This window comes from Pseudomonas putida (assembly GCF_003228315.1).
Classification (GTDB): domain Bacteria; phylum Pseudomonadota; class Gammaproteobacteria; order Pseudomonadales; family Pseudomonadaceae; genus Aquipseudomonas; species Aquipseudomonas putida_S.
Genome location: NZ_CP029693.1, coordinates 215,890 through 229,771, shown reverse-complemented (window position 1 = coordinate 229,771; position 13,882 = coordinate 215,890). Strand labels below are relative to the sequence as shown.

Genomic DNA, 13,882 nt, shown 5'->3' with positions numbered 1-13,882 from the left:
ACAGTTTTTTTTGCCGGAGAAGGACATGCGGATACTGCTGGTCGAAGACGACCCGATGATCGGCGAAGCGCTCGAGGGTGCCCTCAAGGATGCGAGCTACGCCACCGACTGGATCAAGAACGGCCTCCTGGCCCTGGCCGCCTTGCAGGCGCAGCACTACGACCTGGTGCTGCTGGACCTGGGCTTGCCCGGCAAGGACGGGCTGGAAGTGCTCGACAGCATTCGCGGCGCGAACAACCCCGTCCCCTTGCTCATCATCACCGCCCGGGACACCCTCGACGATCGCCTGCGCGGGCTGGACGGGGGCGCCGACGATTTCCTGCTCAAACCCTTCGAGACCGTGGAATTGCTCGCGCGCATCCGCGCCGTCCTGCGCCGCCACGGCGGCAGAGCGCAGTCGCGGCTGGACAACGGCATCGTCTCGCTGGACTTGCTGTCCAAGGAAGCCAGCACCGACGAGCACCCCGGTGTTCTACTCTCCCACCGCGAGTTCGCCCTGCTGCAGGCACTGCTGATCCGGCCGGGGGCGATTCTTTCGCGCAGCGAACTCGAAGACCGGCTCTATGGCTGGGGCAATGAAGTGGAAAGCAACGCGGTGGAGTTCCTGATTCACGGGCTGCGTCGCAAGCTGGGTAGCCATGTGATCAAGAACGTCAGGGGTATGGGATGGATGGTTTCAAAAAGCGCCTGAGCGAGTCGGTCCAGCTTCGGTTGTCGGTGGCGCTGTCGCTGGCGATCCTGATCGTCGCGGTGGTAGCCGGGGTGTTCGCCTACGTGTCGGCCTTTGATGAGGCGCACGACATGCAGGATGACACCCTGCGGCAAATGGCCGAGTTGTTCGATCGCCAACAGATGACCCTCACCTATCCGGACAGTGCCGCCGAAGACGATGACGAATCACGGATCATTCTTCAGTACCTGGCCGATGGCAGCAAAGCCAAGGGCAACGATGACGCCGGCACACCTCTGCCCTTCCCCACCACCCTGGCCGACGGCCTGTCCACCGTGCCGATTGCCGGCGAAGCCTTTCGCGTTTTGGTCAAGACCACGGCTCAAGGGCAGCGCATTGCTGTCGCCCAGGAAACCGGCGCCCGCGACAGGGATGCCCGGACCAGCGCCCTGCGCAGCGTGCTGCCGTTCCTGATTCTGCTGCCGGTGCTGCTGCTGGTGGTCAGCGATCTGGTGCGCAAACTGTTCCGTCCGATCGCCACGCTGTCTTCTGAAATCGATCGCCGCGACCAACAGGAGCTGCACCCGGTCGACGAACAGCACCTGCCGGTGGAGATCCGTCCGTTCGTAGTCGCCATCAACCGCCTGCTCGAGCGCGTGGCCCAGTCCATGGAAAGCCAGCGCCGCTTCGTCGCCGACGCCGCCCATGAACTGCGCTCACCACTGACCGCCCTGTCCCTGCAAGCCGAGCGCCTGGCCGCCGCCGACATGTCACCCGTTGCCCGCGAGCGCCTGGTGCAACTGCGCCGTGGCATCGATCGCGGGCGTAACCTGATTGACCAGTTGCTGTCCCTGGCCGGGGCGCAATCGGCGGCAAATCGGGCGGTATCGAAGGTCTCGGTGCTCGGTGTTTATCGTCGTGTGCTGGAGGACCTGCTGCCACTGGCGGAGATCAAGCACCTGGACATCGGTGTCGACTCCACGGAGGACTTGCAGGTCTTGATCAGTGAAATCGACCTGACGGCCGTGGTGAAAAACCTGGTGGACAACGCCATCCGCTACACCCCGGTCCATGGACGGGTGGACCTTTCGCTGGTCAGGGACAAGGACGAGGCGCTGCTGCAGATCAGGGACACCGGGCCGGGTATTGCCACGGCGGAGCAGTTGCGGGTGTTCGACCCGTTCTATCGCAGCCTCGGTACGCAGGAGTCCGGCTCCGGGTTGGGACTGTCGATCGTCAAGGCCATCGTCGAGCGCACCGGGGCGCGGGTTCAACTGGGCTTTAGCGATGAACAGGCACGCAGCGGGTTGTGTGTGTCGCTGTGGCTGAAAATGAGCTGATCGTCGGCAGGATTCGCGTCAATTACTGGCAACGTGGCCGGCCGTACCCGAGGTCATCAGCACTTTCAACGACGCATCGAACTGCTTCAGCGCATTGACCTGCAACTCGGTCTGCTGATTGATCTGCGCGGCAATCTGCGGCGCGGCCTTGCCTTTCACCCACACCGAAGGCATTTGCTGCGACCGTGAGCCTTCGGCCTGGCCGATGTATTGCAGATTGCCGTCATAGAACTTGGCCATGAAGCGCGCTTCGACCTGATTATTGCGTTTGGACACCAGGCGGCTATAGGTGTCGAGCATCACCACCACATCCGGATGGGCCTGCACCGCGGCATCAAGACTGTCGTAGACCGTCACCGACGCGAATTCCTTCTGCAGCGAGCCCATCAGCCAGTTGATCGCCCGCTGCGGATCGGAGCTGTCGACGAAGGCCTTGCTGATTTGCTTGTCCATTTCAGGATTCTTCGCACCGTTCACCGCCACCGAGTGGTAGTTCTCCAGGTATTGCTGGGTATTGACGGTGTTTTCGCTGTAAAGCACCGCCACCGTCTTTGCCTGCTGCAAAACGGTGGTGCTGTCGGCGATGGGCAGGAAACGGCAGGATGGATCGGCTGCAACAGCCGGTGCGGTGGTGGCGAGACTGGCGCCGAACACGGCGACAAAAGCCAGCAGGGTCGAAATTCTCATCGCGCTGATTCCTTCAAAGGCGAGATCGGTATGACGTTATCTTCCTCTGATGACAGAAAAACAGAACTTGCATTCTTTAATGATAGATATCGAGCAAATGAATGGTTGCTATGGGCGACCGCCGGCCAACTGCTCGCAGGCACCGACCTGCGGTACCAGACTAATGTCGACTCGACGGTTCGCCGCGCGTCCGGATGCGCTGTCATTCGTGGTGATCGGCTGACTGTCGGCCAACCCCTGCACGGCGAAGCAACTATCGGGAATGTCGCCCATGCCCTGCATCCAGCCGCGCACGGCCGATGCACGGGCGTGGGACAACTGGCGGTTCTGTTCGGGATTGCCACGATCATCGGAGTGGCCGCTGATGACGATCAGCCAGCCCGGCTGAGCCTTGATGTTGACCAAAGCATTGATCAGAACTTTGGTCGAATCAGGTTTGAGGTCGGCGCTGCCGGCGTCGAACAGCGCCAGGCTGTCCAGACGTACGGGCATGGGCGTCATCGGCTGCTGTTCGAAGAGCTGTGTAAAGCGCCGCCCGCCCTTGTCGTCCGAACCAAAGCCACTTAGCCAACCCCCGCCGACAAACACGATCGTCGCCGAAATAGCACTCAACCACAGAAAAAAACGCCGTCGAGGTCGCTTGATTTCAGGCAAAGGCGGAGCCGGCCAAATCACGATCGGCGGCAAGCGGGCCGGCTCCGGTGCTCTGGGCAACAGGTGTATCGGGGCGACCAGGGCGCCGTTTTGCTGCAGGCGCCGTGTCAGGCTTTCGATCTGCTGGCGCAGTGAAGCCAGAGGGATTTGCATCGAATGGTCCAGACGCAGTTGTAGACGCAGCAGCTCGGTATCCAGATGTTCCAGCGCTGGCAGGCTCCATGCATTCATCGGCAGGCCGCGCAAGAACGACTGCCATTGGGCGAACAGCCAGCTCAGGATCTCCAGGCGCAGTGACGCCATTGGTGGCCACACATTCGACCATTGGCAACCGAGCGCATCGATCAGTGCCGCTCCCTGTGCCATGCCTTCCAGGCCATGGCGCTGACTACGCGCCAGGGCAAAGGCGGCAGCCGATTGCAAATCCGCTCCATTGAGCTGGAACAGCGTCAGGCACAGTTGCTCGACCTTGCCCCAATCGACGTCCGGACATGCCGGATGATTCAATTTGCCGAGTTCTTCTCGCAACGCCGAGAACTCACTGAAATTACGCGGATCACCACCCACGCGAATACGCATTTCAATCAAATCTGTCATTCAGTATCCCTTCCGTTACAGGTTCGATTGCGACAACCAGTTCTGCCGTTTCAGATGACGCACCATGACATTGCCTTCAGGCGTCAGAGTGGTGCCGAAACTTACCTGTCTACCGCTTCGAAGTTGCACATCCAGCCCGTACTCCAGATGTCCAGGTTGAACTTGCGGCAGCAGTGCGACGCTGATGGCTGCCAACCGGGGTTCGTACTTGAGCAGGGTGTCTTGCAGGGTGCTCATCAATGAATGCGCGGTGGCGGGCAGGCCTTGCAGGATCAGGCCCATGTCCGTCAGGCCATAATCGGGCAAGTGAGCGAGCGCGCCGGCACGGCTGTTGAGGATGCGCTGAACATTGTCCAGCACCGAGAGCGTGTACTGATCCTCTTCGCTGACCTGATGCAGATCCAGGTCACCGTTGAAGTTCTGCAGGAGCATTTCGTAGAGCGAAGGATTCAAATCGGTCATCGGTCATTCCCTGGCCAGCGCGCGCAAGGTCAATCGGTTGGCTGAGGTGTTCTTCGCCCTTGAAGGCGAGGACGTCGAGGTGGGCGTCGAGGTTGCGGACCCAGAGTTTGTGGCGGCTGTGGTCGAAGAAGATGGGAAGTGAATTGAGCATGCTCAGGCCTCCCCGACCAATGCGGACGCCGCTTGCTCAGCATCGGTGAAGGACAGGCAAACCCCGTGTTCGTCACTGAATCCCAGGGTTACACCAAGGGTTTTCATGTCGACAGCCTGTCGCTGCAAAAGCTGCTGGCTGAGCACAGGTAATATCTGCTGGCTGAGCAGGCTGTCGATGTTGCGCGCGCCGGAGTCCGTTAACAGACACGCAGCCACCAGCGCGTCGTTGAGTGAGTCTTCGATCTGGCAGGTCAGGCCATAATGGCGTTGCAGGCGTTGAGCGACTTTGGCGAGTTTGAGCGCGACGATGCGTTTGAGCGCGCAGGCGTCCAGCGGGCGGTAGATCAGGGTTTGAAAGCGCGCCAGCAAGGCCGGCTGAAAGTGCTCGCGCAGGATCGGACGCAGCCATTGCTGCAGGGTGCTGTCCGGCGCATCGGGTTGTTCTTGAAGTCCAGCCTGCAGTTCGTCGCTGCCAAGGTTCGAGGTCATGAGGATGACGGTGTTGCGAAAATCGATTTCCCGGCCTTCGCCATCGCGCATGAAGCCGCGATCGAAGACCTGATAGAACAGGTTGAGCACGTCGCGGTGGGCTTTCTCCACTTCATCGAGCAGCACGACGCTGTAGGGACGCTGGCGTACCGCTTCGGTCAGGACCCCGCCCTGGCCGTAACCGACATAGCCCGGTGGCGAACCTTTGAGCTGGCTGACGGTGTGCGCTTCCTGGTATTCGGAGAGGTTGAGAGTGATCAAGGATTTTTCACCGCCAAACAAGCCATCGGCCAGGGCGAGCGCGGTCTCGGTCTTGCCGATGCCACTGCTGCCGACCAGCAGGAATACCCCCAGCGGCGCCTGTTCATCCGTAAGGCCGGTCTTGGCTGCACGTAGACGCTGGGCCAGCGCACCAAGGGCATGATCCTGGCCGATCACCCGTTCACCGAGTTGCTGTTCCAGCATCAGCAGACTGGTTTGTTCGTCCTTGAGCAGACTGCTCAAGGGCACACCGGTCCAGTCGGCAATCACTTCGGCGACCTGGCGTACATCAACATCCAGAGAAAGTAGCGGCTGACCGCCCTGCACCTGAATCAATAATGCTTGCAACTGAGCGCAGGCTTGGGTGTCAGGTGAGTCACTCTGCCTCGCTTCGAGCAGCGCCTGCGTCAGCTCTCGCTCAAGTTGGTATTGCCGGGTCAATTCAATTTGCCGGTGGTCGGCTTCTACGTGCTGCGCTGCGATGACCGCCAGACGTTCGTCCGCGCGCTTGCCACTCAATTGCTGGTCCTCTTGCAGGGCATGCCACTCCAGATCCAGCGCCGCCTGCCGGGCCCTGAGCCGCACCAGTGCCTGCGGCTCGCAATCGAGGCTCATGCGTACCCGTGCACAGGCGGTGTCGAGCAGGTCGACGGCTTTGTCCGGTAGCTGTCGCCCCGTCAAATAGCGCCGCGACAGACTGACTGCCGCCTGCACTGCCGCGTCCTGGATGTGCACGCCGTGATGGCTGGCGTAGCGAGTCTTGAGTCCACGGAGCATGAGGCAGGCGCTGTCGTCATTACCAATGGATCGCCGGACGAGTCCAGCGCCACTTCTTGCTGCACTTGCGGTCGCTCTTCAGAGTGTTGATCCAGTACCGGCAACAGGTGCTGCAACTGGCTCTCGCTGACACTGAGCAGTGGCCATGCTGCTTCGCACGCCAGTAAGTCAGGGTTCTCCAGCAACGTACCGAGCAGGTCCGCCGAACGCAGATGCTCATTACCCTCCAGCGATGCACGCAGCCAGGCGTTCGTGGTCAACTCCTGCAACTTTCCGCACAGCTGCGGCTTGCTCTGCACACTGCGTGGCAGCGTATCGAGGTGGTCGAGCAGCCCGCACCACAGCGCGTCCATGCCCCACTCGTAGCGGCGGGCGATGAGGGTCAGATCGCCCTCGCCCTGTTCCAGCAACTTGAGCAGCCAGTGTTCGATGGTGATCTGTCCATGGGCACGGCTTTGGCACAGCGAGGCCGCCGCACTCAGGGCCTGGGCGCAGTAGGGATTAAGACGGCGAAGCAAGCGGGTGGAGTGATGTGCCATGGGCTACGTCCTTGTGCTGGAGGTCCAGCCTGTAGTCGATTGTGCGGATGGGAGTGTTGGGATGTGTCGAGTTGAACGCCCGCGAACAGGCGCTCAACGCGGCACACCAGAACCAGCAGGCAGGGGCCTGCCTGCTGGCGATGACGCGTCAGGCGCTCTGGCGCTCACTCCAGGAATCGGAGTGGATGATGTTGCCGTCCTTGTAGGTCCAGGTGATCTTTTCGTAGCGCAGTTCGATCTGTTCCAGGTGGTTGTGTTTCTCCTTGGACGGGTCTTTGACGTCGTGCATTTTCGGCGCGACTTTCACCACCTTGACGTTCTCCAGGCGGGTGTTGAAGTACTCGACTTCCTGCCCTGCATCATCGATCCGGAACCACTTGAACTCCGCGCTCTTGAGGGTCTGACCGGTGGTCACCGCCTTGTACAGGTACGGGCTGGAGGCATCGATTTCCTTGCTGAACAGGAACGGGGTGTGCACCCGCGTGCCGGTCAACTTGCCGGTGTTGTTATCGGTGGGGATGTACAGGCTGTGGTCCTGGGCGACCACTTCGATGCTGCCTTCGCGCTTTTGCACATCCACCGACCCCTTGATTTCCGCGCCGCCGTCATCTTGCAGCCACAGGTAAACGGGAATTGCCATGTGAAACTCCTTTTCTCAGTACGTGAATGCCGCGGTATGCGGCTCGGGTTGCATGCCCGACCCCACAACGGGAAGCACACAGGCCCCCGCTTCCGGAATCAGGCGGATATCGACGCGGCGGTTGGCCTGGCGTCCGGCCTCGGTGTCATTACTGGCGATGGGTTGACTGGCGCCGAAGCCCTGCACGGCGAAACAGCTGTCGGGGATGTCGCCCATCTGGCGCATCCAGCTGTGAACCGCTGCGGCGCGGGCGCGTGACAATTGCAGGTTGTGTTCTGCGCTGCCGCTGGCATCGGTGTGCCCGGCAATGACGATCAGCCAGCCGGGTTGGGCCTTGATACTGGCCAGGGCATTGATCAGGACTTTGGTCGAGTCAGGCTTGAGTTGGGCGCTGCCGCTGTTGAACAGCGAGAGGCTGTCGAGGCGTACGGTGCTGGCGACGGCTTTTATGGGTTGCCGGTGAGCACCAATGACCGTCAACAGTTGCTCGCGCAGGATGTTGCCGCGATACAGGCCAAAGCCCAGCGACAATGGCTCGCCGTGGCGGTAGTAGCCGTCCAGGCGTGATGAAACCTGACGCAATTCGCTCATGGCCTCTTCACGCCGGGCGAATTCGTTATGGGGGATGGCTGTGTATCGACGCAAATCATCACTGACCTGCCTCGCCAACAAAGTGTTCTGCCACGCTGAACTGACCAGCGCGACCAACCCGGCAGCCGCTAACAGCCAGAGCGCAATGAGACCGGCACGACGGCTCGGGGCGTAGCGGGTGTCGTTGACCAGCAGCGCCAGCAAGGGATCAGGAAACGGCAAGGCCCTGGCCTCGTCGGACAACGCCCCGCCGACCAAGGCAGTTTTTTCACGCAACCATTGCTCCCACAGATTGCCGGGCATCTCGTGCGGCAATGACGTGACCAACGTGAAAGCGCTGGCCACCGGTGCATTGGAGTTGTGTGCATCACGAGCGGCGAGATGCGGTAGCACCACCTCCGACAGCCATGTCGCCGCACTGCTCAACCGGACACAGGCCTGCACGCGAGCAGCACGAGTGGTGCTGTCTGCCGCTTGCGTCTGCCAATCATCCAGTTCGTCGCAGGCACCGTCTTGTCGCACACGCGGACAGGTTCGTCCTTGCTCCCAACTGAACCATGGCCCCTCGCCTCGAGCCACTTGCAGGTAACCGATCAACATCAGCGGCAAGGCGATGCCTTGCTTGCGCACCCGTTGCAACTGATGACGCAAGGCACGCAGTCGTCCAGCGAGGACTTCGCGGTCGGTATGCGCCTGCGGATTGATTATGAACATGACGCTCAGTTGCCGGCCCCAATCAGGGCGCGAAGCCATCAGGCTGTCGACCACCTGCGCAAACAGTTCCAGGTCGGGCACCCGTATATAGCAGCCCTTGCCGGTGGTGCGCAGGGCCAGTTGCTCGATCGGGACCGCGCCGAACAGGCCAACCAATCCATCACCACAGACCAGCACCACCGGCTGACGATACGAAGCCTTGGGCAACGACTGATTGTCCGCGAACACCAGCGTGTCGCACTGGCGAGCCGCATGCTCGCCGATCCGCCTGCAGATCAGGAGCACGCCAACAATCACAGCCAGAATCGCCAATGTGCGCGTCCAGACGGACAGCGCAATGATGACCAGCAACGCGATGGCGAGCGCACCGGCCCAAAGCCAGAGAAGGCGTTTGAGTTTGAACGTCATTGTTCTCTCACACCTCAGGCACGAGCGTGGCAACCCAACCCGCCAGCAGATGGTCCAGCCCCCACCAGGTCGCCCCGAGCAGGAGCACCACCGCCAATACCTGAGCGAGCGGCGATTGCAGCCCGGGCAATGTTGCGCGCCGGGAACCCGCAGTAACCTGTGTTGCAATGGTCTGGCCGAGGCTCAGTGGTGCGACCCGGGCACTCAGTTCCGTGAGCAACAGCTCACGTTCAGGATCATTGATGTCGCGATAGCGCCCCTGGAAACCCAGCATCAGTACCCGGTGGAAGGCGGTCAGTACATGCAGGTCCGGCGCGGGCTCGCGCAGCACTTCACGCATGTCCTCATACAAGAACTCTCCCGCCTGGTGTCGGTTGAAGAATTTTGCTTGCAGAGGTTCGCTGGCCCATTTGGCGTGGTCCCTCTCCTCGGCGCAACCGAGTACGGTTTCGTCCAGCAAGGCGCATTGCGCATGGCTGATGTGATCGATGCTGCGCGGGTTCAACCCTGCCTGCTCCAGCCGTTGCCGCACGTACTCCACTTGCCGGGTGCACAGATCAATGAAGGGTTGACTGCTGTCTATGGACGCTTTTTGCCGCAGTTCGACCACCAGCAAATAACTGTCCTGCAACAGCGAGTCGACGGCCAGCGCACAGGCCTGGTGTTTTTTTGATGGGATCGGATTCATGTGCGCAGTACCGCGAAGAGTTCAAGTTTGACGTCGGCCAGGGTGCCGGGGACGTAGATGGCACAGTTGCCCGAAGCCAACATGGCTCGCCCCTTCGCATGGCTGAGATCCAGGGCGAAGTACTGGTTTTCCAGACGCAAGGGAATGGCCGCCGGTACATGGCTGAGCGATTGCAGGGGCACGCCGTCGAGCGCGGCATTGACCAGTTGATCGAGATCGTGGGGCGCGCCGATCTTGCACAGGCGCGGGAACTGCTCTTGCAACTGCGCAGCCGGCATGCGGCAGCGCACCGACAGATAAAAATCGACGCTGTCCGGCTCACGCAGGCGTTCATCGTTGAGGCGAACCTTCCAGCGATTGGCGCCGGCTTCTTCCAGCTCAAGGGCAACGACTCGCGAAGGCAGGCTGGCCTCCAGCAATGTCGAGATCAGGTCCAGTAACGGTGGAAACACGCTTTCCAGCTCTTCGTGCCGGTAAGGCGGAATTTGCTCGATATCGTGTTCCAGTGAAAAGGTCAGCAGGCTACCGGCCAACTTGACCAGCTCCCGATACACCTGCTCGGGATGCCGTGCGGGAAAGCTTTTGATGTCGGCCAATACCGGCTGATAGGTGTTCAGGGCATTGAGCAGCCAGAACAACGAAACGTCTGCCACGGCGAAGTCCGCCATGCGCTGGTTGCTTTCGCGACGCATGTCCATCAGCCGCTGGCGTTTGGCGGACAGCTGGGTCAACAGATTGTCCAGTTGTACCAGCAGCCCGGGATGGGCATCGAAGCTGAACAGCGGCGGCACGTAAGCGGGATCGAGACTCCACGCGCCCTGCTCGTCACGCATCAGGCGCGCAATCGGGCAGGTCAGGTAATTTCCATTATCGTCATTCGCCAAGCGCAGGCTCAGCACGTGCTCCAGCACGCCGACCGATTGCGACTCATCGCCATAGAGGTCTTGCACCGACCGCCAATCCTGGCGATAGCGCGTCGGGCGATCCGTATGACTCGTCTCGAACAGGCAGTTGTTGCCGTTGGCCTGTTCCAGTGGCAAGGCCAGCAGCAAGATCGCCCGCTGGGTGTCTTCGGCTGGCAGGCGAGCCAGCTCCAGGCCGTCGGGCAGGCGATCCACCTGATCACTATCGATCAACGTGCCATCGGGCATCCGCAAGCGCAGCCGGGTGCTCTTGAGCTTACCCAGGCGCAGCGCTTGCAGATCAAATGCGACATCCTGGACGCCCCAAGGGTTCACCAGACACAAACGAGCCACAGCCTCATTGGTCAAGGCTTCCCAGCGTGCCTGCTGCTGGAATTGCTGCGGAGACAACAGTGCCCCCGCGGCCCACAAGGGGCGGTCGATTTTCATGAAGTCGTTTCCCTACGAAGTGACTTGTACGGGTCAGGCTTTTGCCTTGGGCATCTGCGAAACCAGCGACAAATTGACGTCCATGCCTTCCACCTGGAAATGCGGCACGGCATACAGCTTGACTCGGAAAAAGCCCGGGTTGTCTTCGATGTCCTCCACCGTCACCTTGGCGTCACGCAACGGGTGTGAGGCCTGCAGGTCATCGCCTGGATCAGTCATTTCCGTCACCAGGCCGCCGACCCACTTGTTCAGCTCCAGTTCCAGCAGACGTCGATCCTTGGTGGTCCCGATGTTCTCGCGCTGGATCAGCTTCAGGTAATGAGCGATCCGTGACAGCAGGAAGATGTAGGGCAAGCGAGAATTGATGCGGCTGTTGGCTGTTGCATCGGCAGTGTCGTACAGCGCCGGTTTCTGCGCCGAGTTGGCCGAGAAGAAGCACGCGTAGTCGCGGTTCTTGTAATACGAGAGAGGGATGAAACCGAGATTGGCGAACTCGAATTCCCGGGTCTCGGGAATCATGACCTCCGACGGAATCTTCACTTGATTGCCCGTGCCCAGATCGTACAAATGGATCGGCAGATCGGTGACCGCACCACCGGACTGCGGCCCGCGGATTTGCACGCACCAGCCATTGGCGATGAAGCTTTTCACCATGTTGGCGGCGAAGGCGAACGAGGCGTTGGTCCACAGGTATTTGTCGTGATCGGGCCCCTTGACGCTTTCGATGTAGTTGAAACTGCGCACCGGAACAGTGTCCGGCCCATACGGCAGGCGCCCCAGTACTCGTGGCATGAGCAAACCGATGTAACGGGCATCGTCACTTTCTCGAAAGGCCTTCCACTTGATGTATTCGGCACGGTCAAAGTAGTTGCCGATGTCCTTGATCGCCGCCACTTCCTCCATCGATTGCTTGCCGAAAAACGCCGGGCCGACGGCGCCAATGAACGGCATGTGCGCGGCCGCCGACACTTTGGAAATATTGCGCAGCAGGGCGATGTCCTGGGGGCTACGGTCGAATTCGAAGTTGGAAATGGCCGCGGCAATCGGCTCGCCGCCCGGCGTGTCGTACTCCTGGGTGTAGGTGTGCACGTAAAGCCCGCTTTGGGCGATTTCCGGTGCGTCTTCGAAGTCCTGGACCAGATGCTCCTTGCTGACGTCCAGCAGTTCGATACGCACGTTTTGCCGGAAATCGGTTTGATCGATCAGCGACTTCACGCCGCGCCAGGTGGACTCCACGCGCTGGAACTCGGTGTGATGCATGACCGCGTCAAGTTGCCGGCTGATTTGTCCATCCAGCGTGGCGATATGCTCATCCAGCAGCGCTTTATCCAGGCGTTCGACTTTCTGCGACGACTGCTTGAGCAACTTAAGGAACACACTGACAGCGGCGGTGACGCGCTCATCCGCTGTCGCTTCGGAAAGTGCTTCGGCATTCTGGAAAACTTCGATCCCGGCCATTGTCTCAACCGGGTTCAGGTTGATCTTTCCAAACAGTGCGCTGTACACACCTTTGCTTTCTTCAGACAACACTGTAACGCCGCGCGATTGCACGTTAGAACTATCTACCGACATATTGAAAACTTCCCTTTAAATAAGAATCCGTCTGAACTATTGAACTTCTTGCGGAGCCAGTGCTGCCAGTTCGGCGCGCAGTTCGTCACTCAGGGCATCATCCTTGAGGATGCGCTCCAGTTCCTGACGGAAGGTTGCGTTGTCCAGTAGTTTGGACTTGAGGTCGCGCAACAGATTGCGCATTGCAAGCAGCGCTCGGAGCTGCGGAATTTGCCGGGCGACTTGCTCGGGCTCGAAATCCTTCATGTTCCGAAATTTCAGCTCGATCGTCGTGTCAGCGGTGCTATCTGCCAGAGTATTTTCGACTGCCAGCTTCAACACGGGGGAGAACTCACCAAGTACGGAATCGAAATTATTCTTATTGATATCAATTTTGTTCCGCTCCGATAAAGCGCGCTGTTCTTTGCCATTGCTGTAGTCGCCCATCACCATCAACTTCAGTGGCAGCTCGACATTTTTTTGCGCACCACCGGTATGCAAATCGAGCTTAATATTGACCCGCGCCTTGGGCACTTCGTTTTGAAAACTGTTCGAAGCCATAAATCCTCCATGCAAGCTCGCAAATAATAAAAACCTCGCTAAAAACATGCGTAGCGATGTTTCCGGAGGGCAAAGATGCACTATCCGATCCTGTCATGCCACCCCCAAAACATAGACTCGGAAGTTTCCCACACGATGTTGGGAACTATGCCTACATAACATTTCAGATGTTTCAAACAGCCACTCAGAAAAGGATTACAACAACCCCCTTAAATTGGTGATATGCGTTTGTCTTTTTGACCTTTTTTCCATTTCCGGAAAGAAAGTTATGACTACATATTTCACCAATAGCGAGCTATCCGGCAGACTGCCAGCAAGCGCAACTACCGCAAAACCCCCATCGCCCGCCGATACTTCTCAACCCGCTCCAGATCATCCCACCCAGGATTGGCGATCCGCGACAGATCGCTGTTTTCCTCAAGATCAGCCAGCTTCACCACCCGGCCGATCGGGTCCTGCGCCGCGCGGGCGATGAAGTCTTCGTAGGCCTCATCCGGCCGCCGGGTCAGGGAGTCGATGGCCGCCAGCACGGTTTCGCTGAAGCCTTCCTCGCGCAGTTCATCGAGGCTGATGTCGCAGTCTTCCACCACGTCATGCAGCACGGCGACGATACGCTCTTCCGGGCTGTCGACTTTGAGCATTACCCGCAGCGCATGCAGGATGTACGGCGAGCCGCCCTTGTCGACCTGCCCGGCATGGGCGCCGGCTGCGATGGCGATGGCGTGTTCCAGTGTCTGAGTCATTGCGG

The 13,882-nt window shown here is 59.9% G+C and carries 13 protein-coding genes and 1 pseudogene; 2 read left to right on the top strand and 12 right to left on the bottom strand.

Features of this window, described 5'->3' with window-relative positions; all coding sequences use genetic code 11:
* Positions 1-25 precede the first annotated feature (25 nt).
* Together DKY63_RS01100 and DKY63_RS01095 are read left to right on the top strand one after the other, a co-directional pair.
* On the top strand, positions 26-691 hold the full coding sequence (locus DKY63_RS01100; RefSeq protein ID WP_110962393.1) for a response regulator: 666 nt from the start codon (positions 26-28) through the stop codon (positions 689-691).
* Positions 667-2,010, top strand: a complete 1,344-nt coding sequence (locus tag DKY63_RS01095) for an ATP-binding protein (RefSeq protein ID WP_110962392.1) — start codon at positions 667-669, stop codon at positions 2,008-2,010. The genes DKY63_RS01100 and DKY63_RS01095 overlap by 25 nt, the downstream gene beginning before the upstream one ends.
* An 18-nt stretch (positions 2,011-2,028) precedes the next feature.
* On the opposite strand, the gene DKY63_RS01090 is transcribed toward DKY63_RS01095, so the two are convergent.
* The 12 genes and pseudogenes from DKY63_RS01090 to DKY63_RS01040 all read right to left on the bottom strand — a co-directional run bounded on the left by DKY63_RS01090 (position 2,029) and on the right by DKY63_RS01040 (position 13,877).
* Positions 2,029-2,697: an ATPase gene (locus DKY63_RS01090; RefSeq protein ID WP_110962391.1), complete on the bottom strand. Its 669-nt coding sequence runs from the start codon at positions 2,695-2,697 to the stop codon at positions 2,029-2,031.
* A 108-nt stretch (positions 2,698-2,805) separates the two neighbouring features.
* Positions 2,806-3,948, bottom strand: coding sequence for an OmpA family protein (locus DKY63_RS01085; RefSeq protein WP_110962390.1), 1,143 nt, complete (start codon positions 3,946-3,948; stop codon positions 2,806-2,808).
* Between the two features lie 15 nt (positions 3,949-3,963).
* Positions 3,964-4,410, bottom strand: a complete 447-nt coding sequence (gene tssE, locus DKY63_RS01080) for a type VI secretion system baseplate subunit TssE (protein ID WP_110962389.1) — start codon at positions 4,408-4,410, stop codon at positions 3,964-3,966.
* Complete coding sequence (locus DKY63_RS32055; protein ID WP_162634825.1) at positions 4,355-4,561, bottom strand: hypothetical protein; 207 nt, start codon at positions 4,559-4,561, stop codon at positions 4,355-4,357. The genes tssE and DKY63_RS32055 overlap by 56 nt, the downstream gene beginning before the upstream one ends.
* Positions 4,562-4,563: 2 nt before the next feature.
* Positions 4,564-6,629 (bottom strand): annotated as a pseudogene (locus DKY63_RS01075) (AAA family ATPase).
* Positions 6,630-6,777: 148 nt separating this feature from the next.
* Positions 6,778-7,269, bottom strand: coding sequence for an Hcp family type VI secretion system effector (locus DKY63_RS01070; protein WP_110962388.1), 492 nt, complete (start codon positions 7,267-7,269; stop codon positions 6,778-6,780).
* A gap of 15 nt (positions 7,270-7,284) precedes the next feature.
* Complete coding sequence (locus DKY63_RS01065; protein WP_110962387.1) at positions 7,285-8,982, bottom strand: OmpA family protein; 1,698 nt, start codon at positions 8,980-8,982, stop codon at positions 7,285-7,287.
* 7 nt (positions 8,983-8,989) lie between these two features.
* Positions 8,990-9,670, bottom strand: coding sequence for a type VI secretion system protein TssL, short form (tssL, locus tag DKY63_RS01060; protein ID WP_110962386.1), 681 nt, complete (start codon positions 9,668-9,670; stop codon positions 8,990-8,992).
* Positions 9,667-11,022, bottom strand: coding sequence for a type VI secretion system baseplate subunit TssK (tssK, locus tag DKY63_RS01055; protein WP_110962385.1), 1,356 nt, complete (start codon positions 11,020-11,022; stop codon positions 9,667-9,669). The genes tssL and tssK overlap by 4 nt, the downstream gene beginning before the upstream one ends.
* Before the next feature lie 33 nt (positions 11,023-11,055).
* Positions 11,056-12,594, bottom strand: coding sequence for a type VI secretion system contractile sheath large subunit (gene tssC / locus DKY63_RS01050; RefSeq protein ID WP_110962384.1), 1,539 nt, complete (start codon positions 12,592-12,594; stop codon positions 11,056-11,058).
* Between the two features lie 36 nt (positions 12,595-12,630).
* Positions 12,631-13,134, bottom strand: a complete 504-nt coding sequence (gene tssB / locus DKY63_RS01045; RefSeq protein WP_110962383.1) for a type VI secretion system contractile sheath small subunit — start codon at positions 13,132-13,134, stop codon at positions 12,631-12,633.
* 323 nt (positions 13,135-13,457) lie between these two features.
* Positions 13,458-13,877, bottom strand: coding sequence for an HD domain-containing protein (locus tag DKY63_RS01040; RefSeq protein ID WP_110962382.1), 420 nt, complete (start codon positions 13,875-13,877; stop codon positions 13,458-13,460).
* Positions 13,878-13,882: the final 5 nt, after the last annotated feature.

Bases quoted from the DNA above. Each gene is read 5' to 3' on its own strand.
- DKY63_RS01090 (WP_110962391.1), bottom strand. From the start codon at position 2,697: ATGAGAATTTCGACCCTGCTGGCTTTTGTCGCCGTGTTCGGCGCCAGT.
- DKY63_RS01100 (WP_110962393.1), top strand. From the start codon at position 26: ATGCGGATACTGCTGGTCGAAGACGACCCGATGATCGGCGAAGCGCTC.
- DKY63_RS01085 (WP_110962390.1), bottom strand. From the start codon at position 3,948: ATGACAGATTTGATTGAAATGCGTATTCGCGTGGGTGGTGATCCGCGT.
- tssC (WP_110962384.1), bottom strand. From the start codon at position 12,594: ATGTCGGTAGATAGTTCTAACGTGCAATCGCGCGGCGTTACAGTGTTG.
- DKY63_RS01040 (WP_110962382.1), bottom strand. From the start codon at position 13,877: ATGACTCAGACACTGGAACACGCCATCGCCATCGCAGCCGGCGCCCAT.
- DKY63_RS32055 (WP_162634825.1), bottom strand. From the start codon at position 4,561: ATGCTCAATTCACTTCCCATCTTCTTCGACCACAGCCGCCACAAACTC.
- tssL (WP_110962386.1), bottom strand. From the start codon at position 9,670: ATGAATCCGATCCCATCAAAAAAACACCAGGCCTGTGCGCTGGCCGTC.
- tssK (WP_110962385.1), bottom strand. From the start codon at position 11,022: ATGAAAATCGACCGCCCCTTGTGGGCCGCGGGGGCACTGTTGTCTCCG.
- DKY63_RS01070 (WP_110962388.1), bottom strand. From the start codon at position 7,269: ATGGCAATTCCCGTTTACCTGTGGCTGCAAGATGACGGCGGCGCGGAA.
- DKY63_RS01065 (WP_110962387.1), bottom strand. From the start codon at position 8,982: ATGACGTTCAAACTCAAACGCCTTCTCTGGCTTTGGGCCGGTGCGCTC.
- DKY63_RS01095 (WP_110962392.1), top strand. From the start codon at position 667: ATGGATGGTTTCAAAAAGCGCCTGAGCGAGTCGGTCCAGCTTCGGTTG.
- tssE (WP_110962389.1), bottom strand. From the start codon at position 4,410: ATGACCGATTTGAATCCTTCGCTCTACGAAATGCTCCTGCAGAACTTC.
- tssB (WP_110962383.1), bottom strand. From the start codon at position 13,134: ATGGCTTCGAACAGTTTTCAAAACGAAGTGCCCAAGGCGCGGGTCAAT.